A 22025-nucleotide genomic window follows, 5' to 3' on the forward strand; every position below is an offset into this window, starting at 1 on the left:
GCGGAAGCTGTATTGGAACAGGTCAGATGAAAGATGGGTAGCAGTGACGAAACGCCCAAGGTAAGGATCCTGGGCAGCGGAAGGGAGGTCGGGAGGGCAGCCATAGGTGTAGAGCACAGGGGCCGCATGGTCCTCCTGGACTACGGCGTCAACTTTGATGAGAACGAGCAGCCCATATACCCGCTTCACGTGAGGCCCAAGGACGTTGAGGCCCTGGTGCTGACCCACAGCCACTTGGACCACGTGGGGGCAGCCCCGGCGCTGTTCATATCTGTCAAGCCGAGGCTCCTGGCAACCCCGCTCACCCTTGACGTGACGAGGCTGCTGCTCTACGACATGATAAAGCTCAACGGGCCCAACCTGATATTCGACAACAGCACAGTTGATGACATGCTTGGCGTGGCCGAGAGCGTGGACTACGAGAGGTCCTTTGAACTCGACGACTTCACCCTGACCCTCATGTCGAGCGGCCACATACCGGGCTCCGCCTCAGTGCTGGTTGACGTGAACGGCAGGAAGGTGCTGTACACCAGCGACATGAACACCATAGAGACGAAGCTCATGAACCCCCACAAGCTGACCGGGGTGAAGGCCGACGCCGTGATAATAGAGTCCACCTACTCCACCGTGACGCACCCCGAGAGGGAAAACACCGAGAAGGAGTTCTACGAGTCAGTGGAGGACGTGGTCAAGAGGGGCGGCACCGTGCTTGTCCCCGCGTTCAGCGTAGCCAGGGGGCAGGAGATAATGTGCCTCCTCGAGGAGAAGGGCTTCGGCTGGCCCGTCTGGATAGACGGCATGATAAGGTCCGTCACCGACCTTTACCTGGCGCACAGCAGCTTCATCAAGGACCCCAGGCTCCTCGCCAAGGCCCTTGAGGACCAGAAGGTGGTGAAGGGCTGGGGGGACAGGAAGAAGGCACTAAAGAAACCCGGAGTCATAATATCAAGCGCGGGCATGCTGAAGGGCGGCCCGAGCCTGTACTACTACACAAGGATGGTTCAGAACGAGAAGGACGCAGTGTTCCTAGTGAGCTACCAGGCGCCGGGCACCCCTGGCAGGCAGGCCCTTGAGGAGGGAGTATTCTTTGACGGCGAGAGGAAGCTGCCCGTGAAGGCGAGGCTGCAGATATTCGACTTCTCGAGCCACACAGACTGGAAGGGAGTCTTACAGACGTTGAAGTCCCTGGCCGGGGTCAGGAAGGTCATCCTGGTCCACGGGGAGCCCCAGGGCCAGATGAGGCTGGCGTCAAAGATAAAGGACGAGCTGGGCGACGTTGAGGTCCTGGTGCCCCAGAACGGCGACGAGATACCCGTCGACTAGCGGCAGCCTTATTTGTCTGGACCTCCACAGCTCAAGTGAATGAGGAATTTGCCGAGTGCTGAGCCGTTGAGGCTGTGAAGAGAGGGAACCTCGCCTGACGCTTAGTTGCGTTCTCCCTTAGCGAGAAGCCACCTGGCAAACTCCAGGAAGCCGGCGCCTCCCCTGCCCCTGGCCACGAACTTAACCTTAACCTTAACCGCGGGGGCCGCGTCGCCCGGGCAGCCGCTTATGGGCACCACTGAGAGCATGTCGAGGTCGTTCTCGCCGTCCCCTATGGCTGCCGCCTCGGAGGCGCTGACCCCTATTAGCTCAAGGGCCCTCAGGAGCCCCTCGCCCTTGCCGTTGCCAGGGTTTATGTGGACGGCGTAGCCGCTCCAGAGGACCCTGAGGCCGTGGGCCTCGGCTACCTCTGACACAGCCCTCAGCAGCTCGGCCTTCGAGTTCTCGTCTACCCCCCTGGGCATGAAGAAGGCCATGTCGTGGTACCTGAACTCGTTCTGCCAGCTGGGCCTGAGGCCGAGGTCCTGGAGCTTCCTGAGCAGCCCCTCGGGGGGCCTGCCGGAGCACACGTGGTATATCTGTCCCCTGTACATTATGACGCAGCCGTTCTCAGCCACGACGGGGCCGCTGGAGCCAAGGTAGACGCTGAGGCCTGCGGTCACGGGGAGGCTGTTGCCTGAGACCAGGATAACCTTGACCCCGCGGGACTCCAGCAGCCTTATCCCCCTGATCGCGTGCACGCTTACCCTTAGGTCGCCCCTCCTCACGGTGAGCGTGCCGTCAACGTCTGACCCGACAGCCTTCAGCGGCAACCGCGCTCCCAGCTTTAGCTCTCGCAGTAAATATTAAAGCCCCTACATACTTCTAAAGTAATTGAAGCACAGATTCGGAGGTAACTTAATATGAGCGACAGCGTTGTGAGCCTGATAGCAAGAAAGAAAATAGTTAATGACCCAGACTTCGTCCTGTCGCAGATAAAGGACGGCGACGTCGTTGCCATCTCAGGCTTCAACGAGATAACGTCGCCCGACTACCTCATAGAGAGGCTCTACAGGCTGTACTTGAAGACCGGCCACCCCAGGAACCTCTTCATAATAAGTGACACGTTCCCTGGGACGCCAGGCAGGGGGCTTGACAGCATAGCCCAGATGATGTACAAGAGGGGGGACAGGGACTTCATAAGGGGCATGCTGGTGGCCTTCTACGGCTGGAGCGAGACCCTCCAGAAGATGATAAAGGAGGAGTGGTTCGAGGCCTACGCCTGGAGCATCGGGATCCTGGCCTACTGGTTCAGGGAGGTCGGGAGCGGCAGGCCTGGCGTCCTGACCAGGGTCGGACTCAACACCACCGCTGACCCAAGGTATGACGGAACAGCCCTTAACGAGACCGCCAAGGAGAGGAGGACTGTCAAGGTGCAGCTGCTCAACATAGACGGTAAGGAGTACCTGCTCTACACCGCCCCGAAGCCCAAGTTCGCCCTCATAAGGGGGAGCACGGCCGACGAGATAGGAAACCTGTCCCTCGAGGACGAGGTGGCTTACGGCACCGTGCTTAACATAGCTCAGGCGACTAAGGCCATGCCAGAGAAGGGCACAGTTATAGCCCAGGTGCTCAGGGTGGCCAGGTTCGGCACCATTAACCCCAAGAGCGTGGTCGTTCCCGGACCGCTGGTGGACTACGTTGTAGTTGCGCCCAGGGAGTACCACAGGCAGTCCCACAGCTTTGACTACGACCCCATAGTAGCTGGAAGGGTGATACCCCCGGCTGACGTTATGACGGCGCAGATGGAGAGCGGCCTGGACGAGAGGAAGGTAGTGGCCAGGAGGGTGGCCCTCGAGCTTGCCAGGCTCGTGGAGAAGTACGGGAGGCCTGTGGTGGTCAACCTCGGCGTGGGCATACCGGCTATGGTGGGCGAGGTGGCGATGGAGGAGGACATACAGGACCTGGTGGTGCTCACCGTTGAGTCAGGCACGTGGGGAGGAAGGCCGCTCTACGGCCCTGACTTTGGGGTCTCCATAGGGGCCTTCGCAGTACTCTCGGTGCCGGACCAGTTCACCATGTACGAGGGAGGGGTCATCGACGCGGCCTCCCTGGGCTTCATGCAGATAGACAAGTACGGCAATGTCAACTCGTTCTTCACGGAGTCAAAGATACCTGGGCCAGGAGGGTTCCCAGCTATAGCGTCAGGGGCGCCTGACATCTACTATGCAGGCCTCTTCACGGCTGGCAGGGGGACAAAGTATGAGGTGGCCGACGGGAAGCTAAGGATAATCTCCGACGGAAACATAGTTAAGTTTGTCAACAAGGTGGACAAGGTCGGGTGCTCCTCGAAGGTTATGATAGAGAATAGGAAGAACGTGCTCTACATAACCGAGAGGGCCGTGTTCAGGCTGACGCCCGAGGGACTGGAACTCATAGAGGTGGCCCCTGGCGTCGACCTGGAGAAGGACGTGCTCGCCAAGATGGAGTTCAAGCCTATAATGAAGAGGGAGCCGGAGCTCATGGACCCGAGGATCTTCATGCCCAAGAAGATGGGCATGAAGGAGGAGCTAGTGAAGGCCATAAGGGTCTGAGGCTAACGCTTTTCTTTTCCTCCACGCCCGAGGGCGCGGGGTCCTTAGTGGGCACGTGCGAGGTTAAGGCAAGAAAGGGCCTCATAAGGGTCTCCTCCGAGGTCGTCGGAGGGGTCATAGCCAGGGTCAGCATAACGGGAGACTTCATGGTTATCCCGGAGGACAAGGTCTTCGAGCTTGAGGAGAGCCTCGTTAACACCAGGTTTGACAGGGGCGAGGTCTCCGGCGTCGTCAGGAGGGTGCTCCAGGGCTCAAGCCTGGTAGGCTGCTCCGAGGAGGACTTTGTGGACGCCATAATGTGCTCGGGTGAGGGCGATGCAGCTTAGGGTCCTGCTCTACGAGACCCCTGACGACCCATACATGAACTTGGCGTTCGAGGAGGCCCTGCCCAGGGCGAGGGGCTGCGGCATCTCCCCTGACACGCTGAGGCTGTGGAGGAACCGCAGGGCAGTTGTAATAGGCTACTTCCAGAGGGCCGAGGAGGAGGTGAACCTCGCAGAGGCAGAGAGGCAGGGCGTGAAGGTGGTGAGGAGGTTCACCGGCGGAGGGGCAGCATATCATGACCTTGGCAACATAAACTACGCAATATCGCTCTCCCTGGGCGAGAGGAAGGTAAGCAACCCCGTCGACTTCATATTCACTGAGCTCATAAGGGCCCCCGTCGAGGCGCTAAGGTCCCTGGGCTTTGAGGCCTCGGTGCAGAACGTCAACGACATAATTGTTGACAACAGGAAGGTGAGCGGCACGGCGGCAACGGTGTCCTGGGGCTCCATATTCTTCCACGGCGCCATGCTAGTGAGCGCAGACCTCAGCGCCCTGGCCTCCGTCCTTAAGGTGCCCCTCAAGAAGCTCGTAGACAAGGGGGTCTCGAGCGTCAAGTACAGGGTAACGAACCTGGCCGCCCTGAGGCCTGGGACCACTGCCAACGATGTTGCCTCCGCCCTAGCCAGCTCGTTCGCAAAGGTTCTGGGCTACGACGGCGTTAAGTACGACCTGCCCACGTCTGAGGAGCTGGAGATGGCGGAGATACTCTACACTTACAAGTACTCAGACAGGTCATGGAACATGGACAGGGCGCCCCACAGGCAGTTCAGGAGGGCCGAGGAGGAGCTCATGAGGGTATGTAGGAGGTAGCGTATCATATGCACTAAGCTGAGCGCTTAAAATCCCCACTGTGCGGACACTATTAAGGTGAGCTCCTTGAGCGTCTGGACCTCAAAGGTAGGTGACGTTGCAAGGAAGAACGTGGTGTCCGCGACTGCCGATGCCACGCTTGCGGAGGCCGCGAGGCTCATGTACACCAAGGGCACCGGCAGCGTCGTAGTTGTGTCTCCAGAGGGGAAAGTGATAGGCATCTTCACTGAGAGGGACCTGAGCAGGGTGGTGGCGGACAGGGTCAGCTATGACTCAAAGCTCGGCGACTTAATGACCAAGGACCCGGTGACCATAAGGGATGACGAGCCCGTAACTAAGGCAGTGGAGCTGCTTTCAACCCGCAAGATAAGGCACCTGCCCGTGGTTGACAGGGAGGGAAAGCTCGTGGGCATAATAACGGCCAGGGACATAGTTGACATAACTGAGAGGTACCTGGCGTCGACAGGCTTCGTCTCGGAGTGACCTCAGCCTTCAAGGTCTCGCAGGTCAAACGTCATAAGTATCACGAAGAGGTCTATGAGCACTATTCCGTAGGCCTCGAGGGTGGCCGCCGAGGGCCACCTGAAGGCTATGGCCCCGGCGGGCCCGATAACCCCAATGGCCACCTCCGCGGCCCCTCTTTTTGCCCTGCCCGAGACTATGGAGCCCGCGCCCCACACTATGGACGTCATGTCCATCTGAGCGAAGAACCACTGCGAGACGAAGACGTGGGGGTATGTGCCCTCGTGGAACACGCCTATCAGGGCAAGGAACAGGCCGGCGACCATCATAAATGAGGCGCCCACGGCCTCTAGCTTCTCGCTGCTGACGTTGACCGCGTACGAGGCGAAGGCTATTATGAGGGCGCCGACCGCTATAAGGCCATAGTTGTAGAGCCATGGGTCTGTGGCCCTGGGACCTCCCAGGTCGCTGAAGGCGTTTTTGGTGAACACGAACCAGGGGTTAATGGACACGCAAGCAATAATAATTACCCATGCCACCGCCGCCGCCGTGATGCCAAGGTACCTGAGGGCCCGCAAGTAAAACCCCTGTGGGTTAAGGGGCCGGAGGCTAAAATCTAAGCCTTTGACCTGGCGTAGAGGTAGAAGCTGGCGTAGGGGTAGCCGTGGATAAGCTTAACGACCTCGTTAACTTTTTCACTGTCCTTGGCCACCACAACGACGTAGCCCATGTTCATAGCCTTTTCAAGCTCCCCCCTCCTGGCCAGGGAGGCCAGCCTCCTGTAATAACTTGGCGACACGGAGGGCGACCTGCCAGTGAGCTTGAGGTACCTGGCGGAGACCAGGGGGGCGGCCGTGGGGGAGGCGCCTATAACCACTGAGCCCTCTCCCACGAGCTCCTCAACCTCTATAACGTCCTTTATGGCGCGGTCGACGCACTCGTCCAGGCTGTCACACCTCACCACCTTGCCCAGCCTGACGCCCCCCAGAGGGGGCCTGACCCCCCTGGCGAGGAGCTCCTCTATGGCCCTCTTGACCTGGGAGTCAGCCAGCTGCTGCCCTCCCCTTGCCCTGGCCGCTACGGCCGCCTCCAGCAGGTCCGAGAGCTCCTTGACCTTCCTGCCCTCCCTCAGGGAGAGCCAGAGCGATATGGCGTAGAGCTCAGGGTCAAGGTACCTCCTCGGCCTCCTCCAGCCCGAGGCCACGGAGACCAGGGCCACGAGGCCGTCGTAGCTTATCGACTTACAGGCCTCCTGCGCCTTCAGCCCTATTGAGGCGTCGTTGTCGCAGATGTTAAAGTAGACCCTGCGGCCCTCCAGCCCCCTCACGGCCCTTGATATGCACGTGCCGTCGCTCATCGGTATGCACCACCCCGCCTCCTCCTCGACCTTCTCCCTCGGCAGGTCGTAGGCCAGCAGCGGCCCCCTGACGACCTCGTAGTCTATCAGGCCCGCCACCCTCAGCACGTCAAGGTACTTGACGAGCCCCCACTCGCCCTCCCTGCCCTTGATGGGGATCGGGATGACGCCGTCCCTGTACTTGACGTACTGCATGGCCTCGGCTATCAGCTGCAGGGTCCTGTGCACGCTGAGGGGCCTTATGGCCTCCCCCTTGGCCATGGCCGACTGCACGGTCATGTCAGAGGGGTTGTAAAGTATGACAGCCCTCGCGGGCTTCCCATCCCTCCCGGCCCTGCCTATCTCCTGGTACAGGTCCTCCACGCTGCCGCTCGGCGCGGCGTGAAGGGTCCACCTTATGTTAGGTATGTCAACACCCATGCCGAAGGCCTTGGTGGCCACCACTATCCTTGGCCCCCTGCCCGTGCGGGAGGAGCTTACTATCTCCTCCTCGACCCGCCTCCTCTCGGAGTCGCTCAGCTGGCCGTGGTACACGGCTATGTCCTCGCCCAGCCTCCTGCCCAGGAACTTGGCCACCTCCTCGGCGTTAAGCCAGGGCCTTGAGTCGCTCTGGACGAATGGCACGAACACTATACCAACCCACGGCCCTCCGAGCGAGTCGGCCCACCTGGTGAGCTCCTCCGCGTGGGCCGCTATGTCCTCAAGCCTGTCAGGGCCGTCCCTGGCTGGCACAACATCAATGGAGATCTCAGGCCTCAGGGACGGGGCCCTCAGGACCACTGGCTTGCCCGAGTAGCTCACCTCCGCGGTCTCAGGGCCCAGGGATATACGGCGCTCCTCGTAGTCCTGGTAGCCGAGCTCGCTCAGGACGTCCCTGACCACGTCAGAGGGAGCTGAGGCGGTGAGGGCAACTATCGGGGGCCACCCGGCCGAGGCCCTGTCCTTGAGCTGCCTGGCGACGTACAGGTAGCTTGGCCTGAAGCTGAGCCCCCACCTTGAGAGGGCGTGGGCCTCGTCGAGCACCACGAGGCTCGCCTCGCCCGAGGTTGACACCAGCTCGGAGGCAGGCCCCGAGCTGAAGCCCTCGGGCGTCACGTAGACCAGGTCCAGGAGACCCTCCCTGGCAGCGGCTATTATCTCCCTCTTCCTTGAAGGCGGCACACTCGAGTCTATGTAGGCGGCCCTGAGCCCCCTCGACCTGGCGTTCTTCACCTGGTCGTGCATGAGCGCCCTCAGGGGGCTTATCACTATGGCCGTTGACCCCAGTCCCAGGTCCTCGAAGGCCTTCGCAGTCACCTGGAAGATCGCGCTCTTCCCGGCCCCAGTGGGAAGTATGACCATCAGCGCTGAGGCCCTGCCCGAGGAGGCCATCTGGGCCAACACCCTCACGGCGAGGCCCTGGTAGGGCCTCAGGCTCAGGTTGGCGCCCCAGAGCCTCTTGAACGCGTTCTCGGCCTCCTCCATTATATCAGTGTCGCTGAGCTCCACATCAATCTCGTGCCTCGAGGGGGCTACCAGCTCTATGTCGTCCCTCCTCTCGGCCTCGGCGTGGAGGGCCCTGCTGACCGCCAGGCCCCCGTTCTTGGCCACAAGCTCTATGACAGAGTCTACAAGCCTGTCGTGGACGCCATATGCCGTGTCCTCGGGCTCTGCTCTGATCAGCCTCTCGGGGAACACCATAATGGAGCGGTCGGCCACGCCCCCGGCCTCGGGCATGGCCAGGTAGTCATCCCATGATATGAAGCCCAGGCCTCCCCTGGAGAACCAGGAGTCTATGGTTTCAGCAGTTATGAACGTGCCTCCGTGGGCGCTGGCGGCCGCCCTGGCGAGGGCCCTCGTTGGAACTATTATCAGCGGCCTGGAGGCCCCCGAGGCCATGGCGACAGCTGAGGATATCGCCTCAGAGGCCCCCCTGAGGCCGCCCAGGATGGGCTCGCCGTAGGCCTTCACCTTGCCCTTGTTGGGGGCCGCTATGCCGAGGGACTCCGCCAGCCTCTGGGGGACGTAAGAGTTGGCGGTGAGCCTTATGTTCTTGGCTCCGGGGCACCTCACCTTGAGCTTCCTAAGGAGCTCCTCCTCGTCAGGCGGAGGCCTTGAGGGGAGGCAGTCGTCGTAGGTGCGAGCGCAGTCAAGTAGGACTTCTATATCGTCAAGGCACGCCAGGTCCCACGGCTCAACCTGGCTGCCAGGCCTTGGGCCTGCGGCCGTCTGCACCAGGGAGGCCATTATGGCTTTAGCTATTGGCCTGCCCTCGTCGCCGTCAAGGCTTGAGAGTCTGATGGCCCTCAGGGGGTCGCCTCCCCTTGAGGCCAGCGCCTTGATGACTATAGCTGCCACGTAGTCGTCCTGGGGGGCCCGCGAGGGGCTCACCGAGAACGGCCTCCACAGCGGCATGTAGGCCCTGGGCCTGTCCGTGACAACTATGGAGCGCTGTTCCTTGACGCCGCGCTGCCCCACGACGGAGTTCACCACGTCCCTGTACTTGACTATTTCGGAGGCGCCCCTCACGTCCTCGGGCATCTTTTCCCACTCGACCCCAACCCTGTTCAGTATGTCAACTGAGCTCTCGACCGCTGCAAGGACCACGGCTGACGGGGGAAGCATGGGGTTAACCCCTAGGTTGTAGGCTATTGACGCCAGCGAGGGCCTCACGTCAGGGTAGGCCAGCCTCACGAGCCTCCTGGCGTTTACAGCCCCCCTGAGGCCGCAGCTGCCCCAGCTTATGACAAGCTTCGCCCCTGAGAGCTCAGCTATTGAGCTCATTGCCTCCTCCGGCGGCGGGGACCTCCATGAGCTCCCAGGCGGCGGCACCTCGGTTACGACGCCATCTACCATGACCTCCCTGTAGTCGCCCTCGCACACCGCAACCATGACCTTTGAGCTGCCGGAGAGCTTTGGTTGCTCCTGCAGTAGCCTTGACGCCTCGGCCTCCCACTTGGAGAGCGCCAGCCCAAGTGAGTAGGCCCTCGCCCTGCGGAGGGTGACGGAGGGCACCGAGCAGCCCCTTGAGGCCAGGTATATGACGTCCTCGTAAAGTCCAAGGGAGATGAGCGACTCCGCCAGCCTCTCCGAGCCCTTGGGGCACGACCTCAGGGACCTCACTATAGCGGAGACCTGCTGCCTGCTTATGCCTAGGGACTCGGCAGAGGAGGCCACTTCGACTATGCTGTCGGGGTTCACCTTCAGCCTCAGGGAGGTGAGGAGCCTTGACAGCAGCCTCTTCCTGTAGGCTACATAGGTCGCCGCGCCCGCAGCGGCTGCCGCACCTGCAGCTAGGACGGCCTCTTGCACGCTAGCTCTCCTGGCTCCTCTAGGACCAGGCCCGCTTAAGGGAAGGAGAGCTCAAAAGCTAAAAAGGCTCAGACGTCAACGACCACTACCATGTTGTCCATCAGGAACCTGTAGAGCTTCCTCACTGTGGACTCCTTTATGCCGACTACCTTGGCCACGTCGCTCTGGCTGATCTCATAGCCGTTAAGCCTTGCAACCAGGTAGACGGCGGCCGCCGCCAGGGCCTCGGGCTTCTTGCCGTATGGTGTCTTGCCTGCCACGCCCAGGGACTTCCTTATGAAGTTCAGCGAGTCCTGCACGACTTGCTGAGGCAGCGACAGGCTTGACGCTATCCTGTTAATGTAGGTGAAGGACCTCTCCAGCACCCTGCCCTGGCCCTCGGAGGCCACGACGACCTTAAGCATGTCAAGGGCGCCGACGTCGTTGAGCTTCTTAAGGCCGTCCCATAGGTCGTTGTCGTCTATCTCAAAGAAGCTCTCTATCTCGCCCTTAGATATACTTAAGTTGTAGACCTCTACCACCTTCTCCAGGGCGGCGGCCACGACCTTGTTCACGTCCCTGCCTATGGGCTTCTTGGCCCTCTCAGCGTAGGCGTGGAGCACCTGCCCTAGGGCGTCCTTGGCGCTGTCGCTCAGCTCAAAGGCGCTCGCCGCCTTCTTGGCTATGGAGAACATGTTGACCAGCGGCGCCTCGCCCTTGAGCAGCGGGTGGGAGCTGCCTATCCTCATCCTCAGGTTCCTGACCCTCATCAGCGGCGACCTTGACCTGGCCGGGCTCATCCTCAGGTTGCCTATGCCTAGGTCATGCATCAGGGGATCGTTGGAGTACGAGGCCCTCTCAACGCCCTTCACGTTGCCGTTGCTGAGCGACCTCCACTCAGGGCCGTCACTGAGCTCGTTGCCGTCGTATATGTAGCCACAGTTGGGACAGACGAGAACCCCATTATCATCAACAAGCTTGGAGCCGCACCTGGGACACACGAGTGGGGCAACCACGTCTAATCACCTTCTCCTGTGATGGCTCCTCCTCCTGGGGGGCGAGAATATGAGGAAGAGCTCGTCCCCCTCCTTAACTGAGGCGCCCGGGCTCAGCTTGACCAGCAGGTATGGGGAGTTGACGTTTCCTATTATGTCGGCGGCCGACCCCACGAGCCTGCGGTCAGGGTTGATCACGGGCGACCCTTGCCTGAACTTCCTTACATCTATGTCGGCCCTGACCACGGCTAGGCCGTTGACTACGCCTGAGACCTTGCCGATCCTTAGGACTTCCCGGGCGCCTCCCTCCATAAGTTCCCCCCAGCGGGTGCCAAGGTTAGATGTCGCGGCCCTATAAGAAAACCTGGCAGGCAACCGCGGTCCTTGCCCCCAAGCTGTGGGAAAGGGGCCGTCTGAAGCGGGAGGCCAAGTCCTCACCTAAAGCTGAAAGGATAGTAAACCGAGATAAAGCTTAAAAAGACCTCACAGAAGCTCCCTCAGGTCCTGCCTGGCCCTTGCTGAGGCGTCCCCTACCACGGGCTCGCCGTGCCCTGGGAGCAGGACCCTGAAGTCCAGCGACAGCAGCCTCCTCACCGACTCCCTGGCCCTCTGCATGTCAGCGGTGAACAGGGGCGGCGGGCCCTGGACCCTGCCGTCGCGGAAGTTCAGGTTGTCGCCGGCGAATAGGTGCTCCCCGTCGTAGAGGGCTATGGAGCCGGGCGTGTGCCCTGGGACGTGGATCACCCTGAGCCCGTGGACCTCGTCGCCGTCGTTTAGGACAACGTCTGGCTTGACCGGCTTGAACCAGCGGTAGGCCTCGACGGCCTCCCTTGGGGCTTCCTTGGGGAGCTGAGGGGGTACCAGGCCCTCAAGTATTGGGGCGTCGTCCCTGTGCACGTATATCTTGGCCCCTGTGGCCGAGCGAATGGCGTTCGCGCTGCCAGAGTGATCCAGGTGGTAGTGGGTCAAAACTATGGCCTTGACCTGGGAGGGGCTGAAGCCCAGGGACCTTATGGAGTCCAACACCAGGCCGTCCTTGCCCGGAATGCCCGTGTCTATTATGATGAGGCCGTCCTCCTGGACGTAAAAGTATATGTTGCCGTTAGTCTCCTCCACGGGCACCCTGTAGACCCTGCTCGTCACCTGAAGGACCACTGCTCCCACGCGATGCGAGTAAGTCGGGAAAAGATATAAAGTTTTAATTAGTATACCCGAGGCCATCAGCCCCGCAGGAGTCCACGGTCAAAGGGGGTCCGACCCTCTTAACTCCAATGCCCGTATGCTCCCGTCGGGAGTACATGTGTGGTACTGGCTGGGGGTCACCTACATAGCGGCGCTCTCAATAGTTGACTTCATGATGTTCAACTACATAGGGTTCAGGACGGACGTGTCGGACATAGACTACGGCATAATCGGGGCCGCATGGAGCGCCGTGTTCATAGCTTCCAGCGAGTTCCTCGGCAGGCTGGCCGACAGGGGGGACTACCGTAAGCTGACGGCGGTGTCGCTCGTGGCCATAGCAGTGGCTTCCCTGCTGTTTGGCCTGGCGAGGGGCGTTGAGCTTATGGCGATAGCCTACATGTTCCACGCTGTTGCCACTGCGGCCGCTAACCTCGGCTTCTCGGCTGGCATGTTTGAGCTGTCGCCCGACACCGAGTGGGAGACGAAGGCATCAGGCCAGAGGCTGGGCCTCTTCGGCATAAAGGGCGCTGGGCTGCTTGCCCTGTCCTTCGTGATCCCCTTCATACCCCTCATGGGGCTGGCCGTGGGGGTAGGCGTCGCCTCCCTCGCCGTTGGGCTCGCCTTTATGTTATTCCTTCCCTCAGGCTGGCCCCCCTTCGAGAGGAAGCTCCACGGGCTCATGCTAAGGCTTGAGGGCTTCGGCCTCTACGCCACCGCGGTGGGGTCCTTCGCCTACGGCAAGTACGGGCTTCTCTACAACATCTCCAGGTCAGTTGAGAGGGGCGCGGGATCGTCGACAGGGGTGGCGGTGTCGGCTATGCTGACGACCTTTGTCGGCGATTACTACCTGACTGCCCTGCCGCTCATGCTCAGGTACGTCAACCTGGGCCTCAGGGACTACATGGTTGCCTTTGCAGCTGCGGGCCTCTCGGCGGCCGCGGCGTTGGCCCTAGTCCAGGGCACGGGCTCCAGGTCGCTGGCGGCGGCGGGCATAGCGATAAGGGGGGCGTGGGCCATAGTGGCCATAAGGTTCATAGACTCCCTGGCTGGCATAGTGGCCTACATAGTGGTCCTGGTAGCCCTCTTCAGCGTGCTGGACCTGTCGCTATATAGGATATACATAGGGATAACGGGGGGCTACAGGGTGCACGGCTACATGATGTTAAGGGAGCTGGGCTCCCTGGTGGGCTCCCTGGCAGGGGGGCTGGCGCTCTACCTTGGCCCGCTTGCCTTCATGGCCACCCCGGCCGTGATTACGGCGGCGGCCGTAGCCGCGGCCCTAATTTAGCTGCAAGCACTTTAATTCTGCGCATCACACAGGGTCAGCGAGAGCATGTTGTCCATAACGCTTCAGCTGGCCATAACCTTAGCCCTGGCGGCGTGGGTTGGCGCTGTAGTCCTCTACATCTCAAAGGCCGTCTACAGGCTGTCCACCTCTCATGGACTTGGGGACCGCATATCAAGGTACATGGCTAGGAAGACGATACATATCCTGGGCGGCGGCCTGGTGGCCGCGCTGGTGCCCTTTGTCTACACCCAGCCGTGGATGGCGTTTGCCTCAGCCATGGCTCTGACTGGTTACATCTTCTACAGGAGGAGGAAGGGCTTAATGGCGTGGTTCCAGGAGCCCGATAACGCCTACGAGGCCCACTTCACCATAATGTGGGGCCTTGTCATACTCGCCTCCTGGTTCTTCGACCCAAGCATGGTGATTGGGGCCGTCTCGGCGCTGTTCATGTCAGTCGGCGACGGCGTCACGGGGGTCGTGAGGGGCCTCAGGAGGGTCAGGGGCAAGGCGTGGTCGGGGACCATAGCTATGATTGTCGTGTCGTCCCTCATAGGGGGCTACTTCCTCGGCCTTGAGGGGGTGGCGGCCGGCGTGGCGGCCTCCTTTGTGGAGAGGATAAACGGGGTCGACGATAACATCACCGTGCCCCTCGTCTCGTTCCTCCTGCTCCTGGCCATGAGGTACCTGCTACCGGCGGGCCTGGCTCACTTCCCTCCCAGGCTCTGAGGGGCAGTCCTGCCCCTGAGGGCGGAGGCCACAGCCGCCACCACCACTATGACGCCTGATATCATCAGGGTGAACCTGAGCGCGTACATGAACGGGGGAGCTATGACGTGAGGGAACCAGGTGTTGCTCATCACCTCCTTAAAGCCCGAGGGGTCGCCGGCCTCTATGCTGCTCGCCACGCCCTGCGGCAGGTCCTGGAGGACCACCTGCATGGGGTTATAGCCGAGGAAGGCCGCGAACAGGGCCGCGGTCGGGGGCATCCTGGAGACCTCGAGGGCCAGGGCCTGCGGGAACCCAGCGCTCACAAGCGACGAGTATATGGCCGAAGGAAGCTTGGCCTCAAAGGCGCTCAGCAGCAGGGAGAAGTAGAGGGCTATGCTCACGGTGTTTGCCATGCTCGTCATGACCGACCTCATGCCTGAGGCCACCCCCCTGTGCTCCGGGGGCACGGCGTTCATTATTGAGGCGGTGTTCGGGGCCACGAACATGCCGTTGCCGACGCCCACAGCAAATATCATCAGGGCGAAGGGCAGGTAGGAGAAGTTATAGTTGAGCGTCATCATGGCCATCATAGCTGCAAACGCTATCAGCATGCCCCCGGTGGCCAGCTCCCTGGCCCCGTACTTGTCGGAGAGGGCCCCGCTCAGGGGCCCGAGGGCCACGAAGCCGAAGAGCATGGGCATCATGTATATGCCAGCCCAGAACGGCGTCGAGCTGTAGCTGTAGCCGTGGAGCGGGAGCCAGATGCCCTGAAGCATTATCGTGAGCGTGATCATGAGGCCCCCAAGGGCAAGGCCCGCCAGGAGCGCCGCAAATATCCCGGCCGAGAACTGCCTTGACCTGAACAGCTCGAGCCTGAACATGGGGTACTGGACCCTCATCTCCACGAGCGGGAACACTGCAAGCACCGCGGCCCCGGCGCTCATCAGCGCTATGACCCTGGGGCTGTCCCAGCCCATGGCCTCCCCATGGTAGGGCTCCAGGGCATAGGTTATGCCAGCCAGCAGGAGCACCAGGCCGCCAATGAAAGTCAGGTTACCGATTACGTCGACCTTCTCCTCCCTCCTGGGCCTCGAGAGTTCCCTGAGCTTCAGGTATGACCACACGGTCCCAGCCACGCCGAAGGGGACGCTTATTATGAACACAAGCCTCCAGTTAACTGTAGCCAGGACGCCCCCGAGGATCAGGCCCACCAGGTTGCCTACCATGCCCGCGACCTGGTTTATGCCGAGTGCCCTGCCCCTCTCAGTTATGGGGAACGCGTCAGTTATGAGGGCGGCGCTGTTAGCCATCAGCAGGGCGGCGCCGACGGCCTGCACCATCCTGAAGGCCACGAGCTCGGCCGCGGCCACCGTCCCCCTGCCCGGAGTTATTGAGAGGAGCACCGAGCCCACGGTGAATATCACGAAGCCGAGCCTGTACAGCTTGACCCTGCCGTACATGTCGGAGAGCCTGCCGAAGGAGACTACCAGCGAGGAGGAGACGACGCCGTAGCCCATGAGCAGCCAGAGAAGGTAGTCAAAGGAGCTCGGGGCCAGCGGGTTAAGCTGGATGCCCCTGAATATGGCAGGGAGCGATATTATGAGCACGGAGGAGTTTATCATAGCCATGAGTATCCCAAGCGTGGTGTTGGTGAGCACGGTCCACTTGTACTCCATGACCTCACCCCTATATCAGTTACCTGAGTATCGGTTACTGAGCTATTTAAAATTGCTTAACTCTAAACTTAAAAGCCTTACCTATCAGCGAGGAAGCTAACAGCTAAGCCGAGGGGCCTGGACGGCTTAAACTTCAGGCGCGGGTAAGTCCCCCAGGGGCGCCCATGCTGCTGGTGGGCTGCTGCGGCTGGTGCCTGGGAAGGCAGAGGTATTACGCCAGCTTCAACGTCGTCGAGCTTCAGGACACGTTTTATGAAATGCCTGACGAGGGCAGGCTGAGGTCCCTGAGGGGAGAGGCGCCCGAGGGCTTCAGGTTCACAATGAAGGCGTGGCAGGCGGTCACCCACCCCCCTGGGGGCCCCACGTGGAGGAGGGCCAGGCACAGGGTACCTGAGGAGCTGGCAGACCGCTACGGCAACCTCAGGACAACAAAGGAGAACCTTGAGGCGTGGGACGTGGTCGCCAGGGCCGCGAGGGCCCTCGGGGCCTCAGTGGTGGTGGTCCAGACCCCTCCGGGCTTCGGGGCCTCGGAGGACAACGTGAGGCAGGCAGCGGAGTTCTTCAGGGCCGTGGCAACGAGGGACTTCACGATAGGGTGGGAGCCCAGGGGCACGTGGCGCTCAAGGCCGGACCTCATAGCTAAGGTCATAGGGGACCTTGACGGGGTCATACACGTGGTCGACCCATTTAGGGCCAGCCCTGCCGTCGAGAGGCCTGTTGTCTACTTCAGGCTCCACGGCATAGGGGGCGGGGAGGTCAACTACAGGTACAGGTACACGGACAACGATCTTGAGGCGCTCTGCAACAAGGTCAGGGGGCTCAGGGAGGCCAGGGAAGTCTACGTTATGTTTAACAACGTCTTCATGAAGGACGACGCCTCGCGCTTCAAGTCATTGTGCGCGGTCTAGCCTATCGACCTCTTGACGTGAACGGACCTCTGGATCACTGTGGCGGCGGCCAGCACGGCCACTACCGCCATTATTATGTTGTCCACGAGCAGCTGCCTGAGGAGGAGCAGCAGCGACATGACGAAGAGTATTATAAGCCTCTCGCTCCTCTCGACAAGGCCTATGCCCTCCATCCTGACGTTGAGCAGCTCGCCCTTGGCCCTGGCGTAGCTTACCATGAGCGAGAAGGCCAGCGCTATCATGGTTATGTACTGGTTCACCCCGGCCAGGGCCATGGCCAGGAACAGGAAGGCGTCGCTGACCCTGTCGGTCACAGAGTCAAGGTAGGAGCCAAAAGCCGTGGTCCTCCCGGAGGCCCTGGCGACGGCCCCGTCAAGGACGTCCATGAGGCCTGCCAACAGTATTAGGAATGGCAGCATTATGAGCTTGCCCAGGTAAACCGCGAGGGGCGCCAGGGCGGAGAGGGCGAGGCCCGTGTAGGTGAGCTCGTCGGGGGTCACGCCGGCCTTATAAAGGGCCTTGCCCACGGTCGTTGGAGCTACGGAGTTAACGAACTTCCTCAGCTTGCCGAGCAAGTGCTCTCACCTGCCGCCCGGCTGAGCCAGCGCCCTGAAGTTAATATTGTCAAGGAGCGAGGGCGCCTCACTCATAGTCATGGGCCTGTAGCCCCTCCTAACCATGTAGCTCACCGCGTTCCTCAGGAGCCCGAGGAGCCTTGGGCCCGTGCCGACCCATATGTCGGGCCTCCAGTGCACCACGCCTGAGACCTCCCAGGGGTGCACGAAGAGCGTGGTAACCCTGGGCATCAGGGCCAGCAGGGGCCTCTGGAGGGCCCACGGCACGCGCAGCACGCTGCTCGTCACCGTGGCCGGGACCCTGACCACGCCGCCCTCAACAGTGAGGCCCCGCGGGAAGGGCGGCTTGTAGGAGGCCAGGCTGGCGTCAACGCTGACCCCCTCCTCCCTGAGGACAGGCAGGAGCTGCCGGGGCAGCTTAAGGTTGGGGGCCCTGAATGACTTGACCTCACTGAAGTCCCTGAGGACCCTCAGCGACCTCCTCACGTCGTCCTCGGCCTCCCTGAGGGGGACCCTGTCAAGCCTTACGTGCGCGTAGCCGTGGCTTCCAAGCTCGTGGCCCCTTTCAATTATGTTGTAGACAGCCCTTGGGTGCCTCTCGGCCACCCTGCCAACCACGAAGAACGTGGCCCTCACCTTAAGCTCGTCCAGCAGCTCCAGCAGCCTGGGCAGGCCCTCGACGATGCCCCTCTCAGTGTTCATGTACGGCGGGGCGTCCTGCTCCACGTCTGACGACAGGAACAATGCCATCGGCTGACCTCTCATGGTACTCCCACTTCCTCCCCCTGCACCACTCGCCCTCCTTAACGGGGTCCCCCGTGAGGGCCCTGTAGAGCCTGTAGGCCAGGAACCTCCTGTCGTCGCTGCACTTAACCTCCTCGGCCCTCCGGTACTCCTCAACGTACCTCCTGGCTATTATACTGCAGTCGAAGAGCCTTGCCCTGTCCTCGGCGCCCCTTGCAAGGTCCCTCCTGAGGCCCTCGTCGCTGGCAACCCTTACTATGGCATCCGCCATGGCCTCAGGTCCATCAGCTATGATGCCGCTCCTGCCGTCCTCAACCAGGTCTAGGACGCCCGGGCTACTGTAGACCAGCGGCGGCACCCCGAGCGCCATGGCCTCAAGGACGGCTATGCCGAAGGACTCCCTGTAGCTTGTCAGGACGAAGGCGTCAGCCCCAGAGAGAAGCTGCGCTACCCTCTCCCTGGGCATGAGCCCCAGGACCTTCACCCTGTCCTCAACCCCGAAGCCCCTGAGCGACTCCACGAGGTCCCTCATGAGCATGCCGTCGCCGACCACGTAAAACCTAGCCCTGGGGAGCTTCCTGGCCACCAGGGATGCCACCTTGGCTATCTCAAGGGGGTTTTTCCTCGGCGACAGCCTGGACGTTATAACTATGGCCGGGTCCCCGTCAAGGTGGGACCAGGTGGCCATCTCCCTCCATGAGTCGACGTCTATGCAGTTATGTATTACGTCCGCCGGCCTCCCGCTGATCCTTGAGACGTCCTCGGCCGCGGCCCTTGACACGCCCACCAGGAGGGTGGGCCACTTGAGCGCGTACTTGAGGGACAGCCTGCCCAGGCCCTTCAGGGAGCCGCTGAGGAGCGAGTGGTTAGTGAGCACTGACGGCACGCCGGTTCCCCCGCTGGCTATCATTGAGGTCATGAGGCCCAGCACTGAGGTCACGCCGTGGGCGTGAACTACGTCGACCGCGTTCCTCTTGACGAAGAGCGACGCCTTCGCTATTACAAGCGGGTCATAGGTGACGTCGTCCTTGGCCAGGAGGCGGGTCCCGATCCAGTAGACCAGGTAGCCGTCGCCCTTGACGAGGCCCGGCGGGCCCCTGTAGGAGCTGTTCTCATGAGTTACAACCATCACCTCGTGGCCCAGCCTGCCCAGGGCCTTGGACAGCTCGCTTATGCTGGTCTCGACCCCTCCAACTCTTGGAGGGAACCAGTCGCTGACCATTGCAATTCTCAGCGTCTCCAACTCCCTGCGCCCCTGGCCTGCCTGAGCACGCGGTAGCTCCCGGTCACGACAAGCACAATAATGCCCGCTATGCTTGGCATCACCGTGTCCACAAGCCTGATGGACACCAGGAACAGGACAGCTAGCCCCACGGGATACCCCATGAACTTCAGCGCACCTATGACCCCTAAGTCAAGGAAGCCCAGGGCCGCCGGGGTCGGCGCCGCGGACGTGACCCTGAGGATGACGTAAAGCAATATAAGGTCAAAGAGCGCAAGGTAGAGGCCGCTCATGAGGGCCACGAGCCACACCTTAATGACGTCTATGGCTATTATGGCAGAGCTCACGGCCAGGTAAGTTGCCATAAGCCTTCGGTCCCTGGACAGGAGCCTGAAGGCCTTGACCAGGTCCCTGACGGCTGACCTAACTGTCATGCCCTGGGGCTGGCCTGCCGCCACTGCTACAAGGGTGAGGGCCGCGGCGCCGATCGCGTAGTGCCTTATGATTACAGCTAACAGCAGAAACGAAATTATTAGGCCCTCGGCGACCCACTCGACGGCAGCCGCCGCCATAACTGACGTCCTCTTGCCCTCCTTGACGTCAAGGTATGCTATTCTGAACGCCTCCTGGGCCGCCTTGCCCGCCGGGAGCAGGTTGCCCAGGGGAAAGCTGGCCACTATTGCGCCGAGCGACTGAAGGTAGCTGACCCTGACGCCCAGGTACTTTAGCCCGGCCCTCCACCTCAGGGCCCAGAGCAGCGTAAGAACAACGTTTATCAGCGATCCCACTAGGACGGCGTAGCCCACCTCCTTAAGGTCGCTGAGTAGCGCCGTCAGCGAGAGGTCTAGCAAGGCGCTGTCCTCAAGTACATTGAGCAGGGGGTCCTAGGATTAAAGCCTAAGCTGGCCTCAGGGGACCTGACGCCTTTTAGTCCTCAAGTGTACCTGCCGCCGTTGATTCCAATTACCTGGCCGGTTATGTTGAGCGAGAGGGCTGGGTCGGCCAGGAAGTAGATGACCTCGGCCACCTCCTCGGGCTTTATTATCCTTCCCAGCGGGTGCATCTGCTCCACCTCCCGCCTTCTCCTTGGGTCGTTGAGTATGTCAGCCACCATGTCGGTCTCCACGAAGCTTGGCGCAACCGCGTTGACCCTTATGCCGTACTTCGCCAGCTCCACCGCGAGCCTCTTGGTGAGCTCAATCACGCCGCCCTTGGCAGTGCAGTAGGCCACGCTGGCCAGCACGTTCCCAGTCTGGCCAGCTATGCTTGCCAGGTTAACCACGGAGGCCCAGCTGGCCCTTCTCAGCAGGTCAAGGAGTGCCTTTGTGACCAGGAAGGGCCCCGTGAGGTCCACGTCCAGCACCTCCCTCCACCTCTCTGGGGTCAGACCCTCGAAGTCGTTGTAGTCAATTATGCCAGCGTTGTTTACGAGGACGTTAACGTAGGGCACCCTGCCGGAGAGCTCCTGGGCGAACTTGGACACGGACTCCCAGCTGGAGACGTCAACGCTGTAGTAGAGGACGCTGCGGGCCCCCTGCGCCCTGGCGTCTGAGGCCGTGCGCTCCGCCGCGTCCTGCCTGCTCCTGTAGGTGAACACTACGTTGAAGCCCGCCCTGGCGAACCTGAGCACGGTGGCCCTGCCTATGCCCCTGTCACCGCCGGTGACGACAACATACCTCTCCTCCAAGGCGACCACCTCGCCGGCTCAGCGCGATGCCTGGAAAATAAAGCGCGGTCAGAGCGACAGGTGCAGGACCTTGAATATCATGTAGATGCCCACCAGCACTATTATTATTCCATATGCCCTCTGGAGCGTCTTCTTAGGCGCCTTAACGGCCAGCGACGTGCCCAGGAAGCCCCCTCCTATGCCGCCAAGCACGTAGAGCAGCGAGATTATGAACAGGGTGTCGCCGTAAACAGCGTACTCAAGGCCGCCGGCCATGCCGAAGGTTCCGACGCTGAGCAGCGAGGTGCCTATGGCCCTGGTGATGCAGAGGCCTGAGGAGAACATGAGGGCGGGCACTATCAGGAACCCCCCTCCTATGCCGAAGTAGCCGCTTATCAGGCCAACCACGAACCCGAATATGGCCACGAGGCTGGCCACCCTGGCGGTCAGCCTGGGGCACCTGGAGTAGGCCTCAACAACCCTGCTTACCTCCTCGTGGGTCCCGGCCTTGGCGGCGTTCCTGAAGAACCCTATGTAGACGCCGAGGACTATCATTGCTATGGCGAAGTACAGCAGCAGCCTTCCGCCCGGCGTTATGTGCCCCAGGTAGGTGCCCAGTAGGGCGCCGACCACTCCGACGCCCGCGAATATGCCTCCAACCTTAGGGGAGACGTTCCTCTTCTTGAGGTGCATGTAGGAGTTTATGTATGCGTTCATGCCCACTGCAAGGTCTGTCGTTCCAAGGGCTATGTGCGCCGCGTTAGGTATGCTGCTGAGGCCGACGAAGTAGAGCAGCAATGGGACTGCGAGTATGGAGCCTCCCCCACCTATGAGGCCCAGCGAGAACCCCACCACTACGCCTGAGATCACCGAGAGTATGTATTGCAGCAGCGTTACGTGTATCATACTCCCACGCCCCACAGCTATTTACTTGTTTTCAGT

The 22025-nt window shown here is 61.3% G+C and carries 21 protein-coding genes; 8 read left to right on the forward strand and 13 right to left on the reverse strand.

Features of this window, described 5'->3' with window-relative positions:
* Window positions 1–33 precede the first annotated feature (33 nt).
* Window positions 34–1323: an MBL fold metallo-hydrolase gene (locus ACZ5OO_RS07005; protein WP_013266463.1), complete on the forward strand. Its 1290-nt coding sequence runs from the start codon at window positions 34–36 to the stop codon at window positions 1321–1323.
* Between the two features lie 101 nt (window positions 1324–1424).
* On the opposite strand, the gene ACZ5OO_RS07010 is transcribed toward ACZ5OO_RS07005, so the two are convergent.
* A complete protein-coding gene (locus tag ACZ5OO_RS07010) occupies window positions 1425–2135 on the reverse strand; it encodes a phosphoglycolate phosphatase (RefSeq protein ID WP_464078097.1) in 711 nt (236 codons plus the stop codon).
* A gap of 90 nt (window positions 2136–2225) precedes the next feature.
* Here ACZ5OO_RS07010 and ACZ5OO_RS07015 point away from each other — a divergent pair, with 90 nt between their 5' ends.
* From ACZ5OO_RS07015 to ACZ5OO_RS07030, 4 genes are read left to right on the forward strand one after another with little or no spacing between them, the layout of a single operon-like run.
* Complete coding sequence (locus ACZ5OO_RS07015) at window positions 2226–3896, forward strand: acyl CoA:acetate/3-ketoacid CoA transferase (RefSeq protein WP_013266465.1); 1671 nt, start codon at window positions 2226–2228, stop codon at window positions 3894–3896.
* Between the two features lie 47 nt (window positions 3897–3943).
* The gene (locus ACZ5OO_RS07020; RefSeq protein ID WP_013266466.1) at window positions 3944–4222 is read left to right on the forward strand and encodes a lipoate protein ligase C-terminal domain-containing protein; all 279 of its coding nucleotides are present in this window, start codon (window positions 3944–3946) and stop codon (window positions 4220–4222) included.
* Complete coding sequence (locus tag ACZ5OO_RS07025; RefSeq protein ID WP_464078098.1) at window positions 4212–5030, forward strand: lipoate--protein ligase family protein; 819 nt, start codon at window positions 4212–4214, stop codon at window positions 5028–5030. Before ACZ5OO_RS07020 ends, ACZ5OO_RS07025 begins: the two co-directional genes overlap by 11 nt.
* Before the next feature lie 57 nt (window positions 5031–5087).
* Window positions 5088–5513 (forward strand): CBS domain-containing protein, encoded by a 426-nt coding sequence (locus ACZ5OO_RS07030; protein WP_464078099.1) that lies wholly within the window; start codon window positions 5088–5090, stop codon window positions 5511–5513.
* Between the two features lie 2 nt (window positions 5514–5515).
* On the opposite strand, the gene ACZ5OO_RS07035 is transcribed toward ACZ5OO_RS07030, so the two are convergent.
* The 5 genes from ACZ5OO_RS07035 to ACZ5OO_RS07055 form a co-directional block, all read right to left on the reverse strand.
* Complete coding sequence (locus tag ACZ5OO_RS07035) at window positions 5516–6070, reverse strand: DUF998 domain-containing protein (protein ID WP_464078100.1); 555 nt, start codon at window positions 6068–6070, stop codon at window positions 5516–5518.
* Between the two features lie 38 nt (window positions 6071–6108).
* A complete protein-coding gene (locus ACZ5OO_RS07040; RefSeq protein WP_464078101.1) occupies window positions 6109–10140 on the reverse strand; it encodes a DEAD/DEAH box helicase in 4032 nt (1343 codons plus the stop codon).
* A gap of 68 nt (window positions 10141–10208) precedes the next feature.
* Entirely contained in the window at window positions 10209–11135 is a 927-nt protein-coding gene (locus ACZ5OO_RS07045) for a TFIIB-type zinc ribbon-containing protein (protein WP_048812753.1), read from the reverse strand.
* Window positions 11136–11141: 6 nt separating this feature from the next.
* The gene (locus tag ACZ5OO_RS07050; RefSeq protein ID WP_464078102.1) at window positions 11142–11426 is read right to left on the reverse strand and encodes an H/ACA ribonucleoprotein complex subunit GAR1; all 285 of its coding nucleotides are present in this window, start codon (window positions 11424–11426) and stop codon (window positions 11142–11144) included.
* Between the two features lie 171 nt (window positions 11427–11597).
* A complete protein-coding gene (locus ACZ5OO_RS07055; RefSeq protein ID WP_048812755.1) occupies window positions 11598–12278 on the reverse strand; it encodes an MBL fold metallo-hydrolase in 681 nt (226 codons plus the stop codon).
* 136 nt (window positions 12279–12414) lie between these two features.
* Between ACZ5OO_RS07055 and ACZ5OO_RS07060 the strand changes: the two genes are divergently transcribed.
* Together ACZ5OO_RS07060 and ACZ5OO_RS07065 are read left to right on the forward strand one after the other, a co-directional pair.
* A complete protein-coding gene (locus ACZ5OO_RS07060; RefSeq protein WP_464078103.1) occupies window positions 12415–13584 on the forward strand; it encodes an MFS transporter in 1170 nt (389 codons plus the stop codon).
* A 48-nt stretch (window positions 13585–13632) separates the two neighbouring features.
* On the forward strand, window positions 13633–14310 hold the full coding sequence (locus ACZ5OO_RS07065) for a diacylglycerol/polyprenol kinase family protein (protein ID WP_048812757.1): 678 nt from the start codon (window positions 13633–13635) through the stop codon (window positions 14308–14310).
* Here the strand turns inward: ACZ5OO_RS07065 and ACZ5OO_RS07070 are convergent.
* Window positions 14289–15968: an MFS transporter gene (locus tag ACZ5OO_RS07070; RefSeq protein ID WP_464078104.1), complete on the reverse strand. Its 1680-nt coding sequence runs from the start codon at window positions 15966–15968 to the stop codon at window positions 14289–14291. The two genes, ACZ5OO_RS07065 and ACZ5OO_RS07070, sit on opposite strands and share 22 nt — an antisense overlap.
* 164 nt (window positions 15969–16132) lie before the next feature.
* Between ACZ5OO_RS07070 and ACZ5OO_RS07075 the strand changes: the two genes are divergently transcribed.
* Window positions 16133–16876, forward strand: a complete 744-nt coding sequence (locus ACZ5OO_RS07075) for a DUF72 domain-containing protein (protein ID WP_464078105.1) — start codon at window positions 16133–16135, stop codon at window positions 16874–16876.
* On the opposite strand, the gene pgsA is transcribed toward ACZ5OO_RS07075, so the two are convergent.
* From pgsA to ACZ5OO_RS07105, 6 genes are all read right to left on the reverse strand, one after another.
* Window positions 16873–17451 carry an archaetidylinositol phosphate synthase gene (pgsA, locus tag ACZ5OO_RS07080; RefSeq protein ID WP_013266478.1) on the reverse strand — a complete coding sequence of 193 codons (579 nt, stop codon included), beginning with the start codon at window positions 17449–17451 and terminating at the stop codon, window positions 16873–16875. The genes ACZ5OO_RS07075 and pgsA overlap by 4 nt on opposite strands.
* A 6-nt stretch (window positions 17452–17457) precedes the next feature.
* Window positions 17458–18216 carry a polysaccharide deacetylase family protein gene (locus ACZ5OO_RS07085; protein ID WP_464078106.1) on the reverse strand — a complete coding sequence of 253 codons (759 nt, stop codon included), beginning with the start codon at window positions 18214–18216 and terminating at the stop codon, window positions 17458–17460.
* Window positions 18143–19438, reverse strand: a complete 1296-nt coding sequence (locus ACZ5OO_RS07090; RefSeq protein WP_013266480.1) for a glycosyltransferase family 4 protein — start codon at window positions 19436–19438, stop codon at window positions 18143–18145. Before ACZ5OO_RS07090 ends, ACZ5OO_RS07085 begins: the two co-directional genes overlap by 74 nt.
* Entirely contained in the window at window positions 19426–20268 is an 843-nt protein-coding gene (locus ACZ5OO_RS07095; RefSeq protein ID WP_464078107.1) for a lysylphosphatidylglycerol synthase domain-containing protein, read from the reverse strand. Before ACZ5OO_RS07095 ends, ACZ5OO_RS07090 begins: the two co-directional genes overlap by 13 nt.
* Window positions 20269–20351: 83 nt before the next feature.
* Window positions 20352–21113: an SDR family NAD(P)-dependent oxidoreductase gene (locus tag ACZ5OO_RS07100; RefSeq protein WP_464078108.1), complete on the reverse strand. Its 762-nt coding sequence runs from the start codon at window positions 21111–21113 to the stop codon at window positions 20352–20354.
* 39 nt (window positions 21114–21152) lie between these two features.
* Window positions 21153–21989, reverse strand: coding sequence for a sulfite exporter TauE/SafE family protein (locus ACZ5OO_RS07105; RefSeq protein WP_464078109.1), 837 nt, complete (start codon window positions 21987–21989; stop codon window positions 21153–21155).
* Window positions 21990–22025: the final 36 nt, after the last annotated feature.

Source organism: Acidilobus aceticus, from assembly GCF_055392325.1.

Excerpts from the sequence above, each read along its gene's own strand:
- ACZ5OO_RS07070 (WP_464078104.1), bottom strand. The coding sequence starts at position 15,968 with ATGGAGTACAAGTGGACCGTGCTCACCAACACCACGCTTGGGATACTC.
- ACZ5OO_RS07015 (WP_013266465.1), top strand. The coding sequence starts at position 2,226 with ATGAGCGACAGCGTTGTGAGCCTGATAGCAAGAAAGAAAATAGTTAAT.
- ACZ5OO_RS07075 (WP_464078105.1), top strand. The coding sequence starts at position 16,133 with ATGCTGCTGGTGGGCTGCTGCGGCTGGTGCCTGGGAAGGCAGAGGTAT.
- ACZ5OO_RS07005 (WP_013266463.1), top strand. The coding sequence starts at position 34 with ATGGGTAGCAGTGACGAAACGCCCAAGGTAAGGATCCTGGGCAGCGGA.
- ACZ5OO_RS07105 (WP_464078109.1), bottom strand. The coding sequence starts at position 21,989 with ATGATACACGTAACGCTGCTGCAATACATACTCTCGGTGATCTCAGGC.
- ACZ5OO_RS07050 (WP_464078102.1), bottom strand. The coding sequence starts at position 11,426 with ATGGAGGGAGGCGCCCGGGAAGTCCTAAGGATCGGCAAGGTCTCAGGC.
- ACZ5OO_RS07085 (WP_464078106.1), bottom strand. The coding sequence starts at position 18,216 with ATGAGAGGTCAGCCGATGGCATTGTTCCTGTCGTCAGACGTGGAGCAG.
- ACZ5OO_RS07025 (WP_464078098.1), top strand. The coding sequence starts at position 4,212 with ATGCAGCTTAGGGTCCTGCTCTACGAGACCCCTGACGACCCATACATG.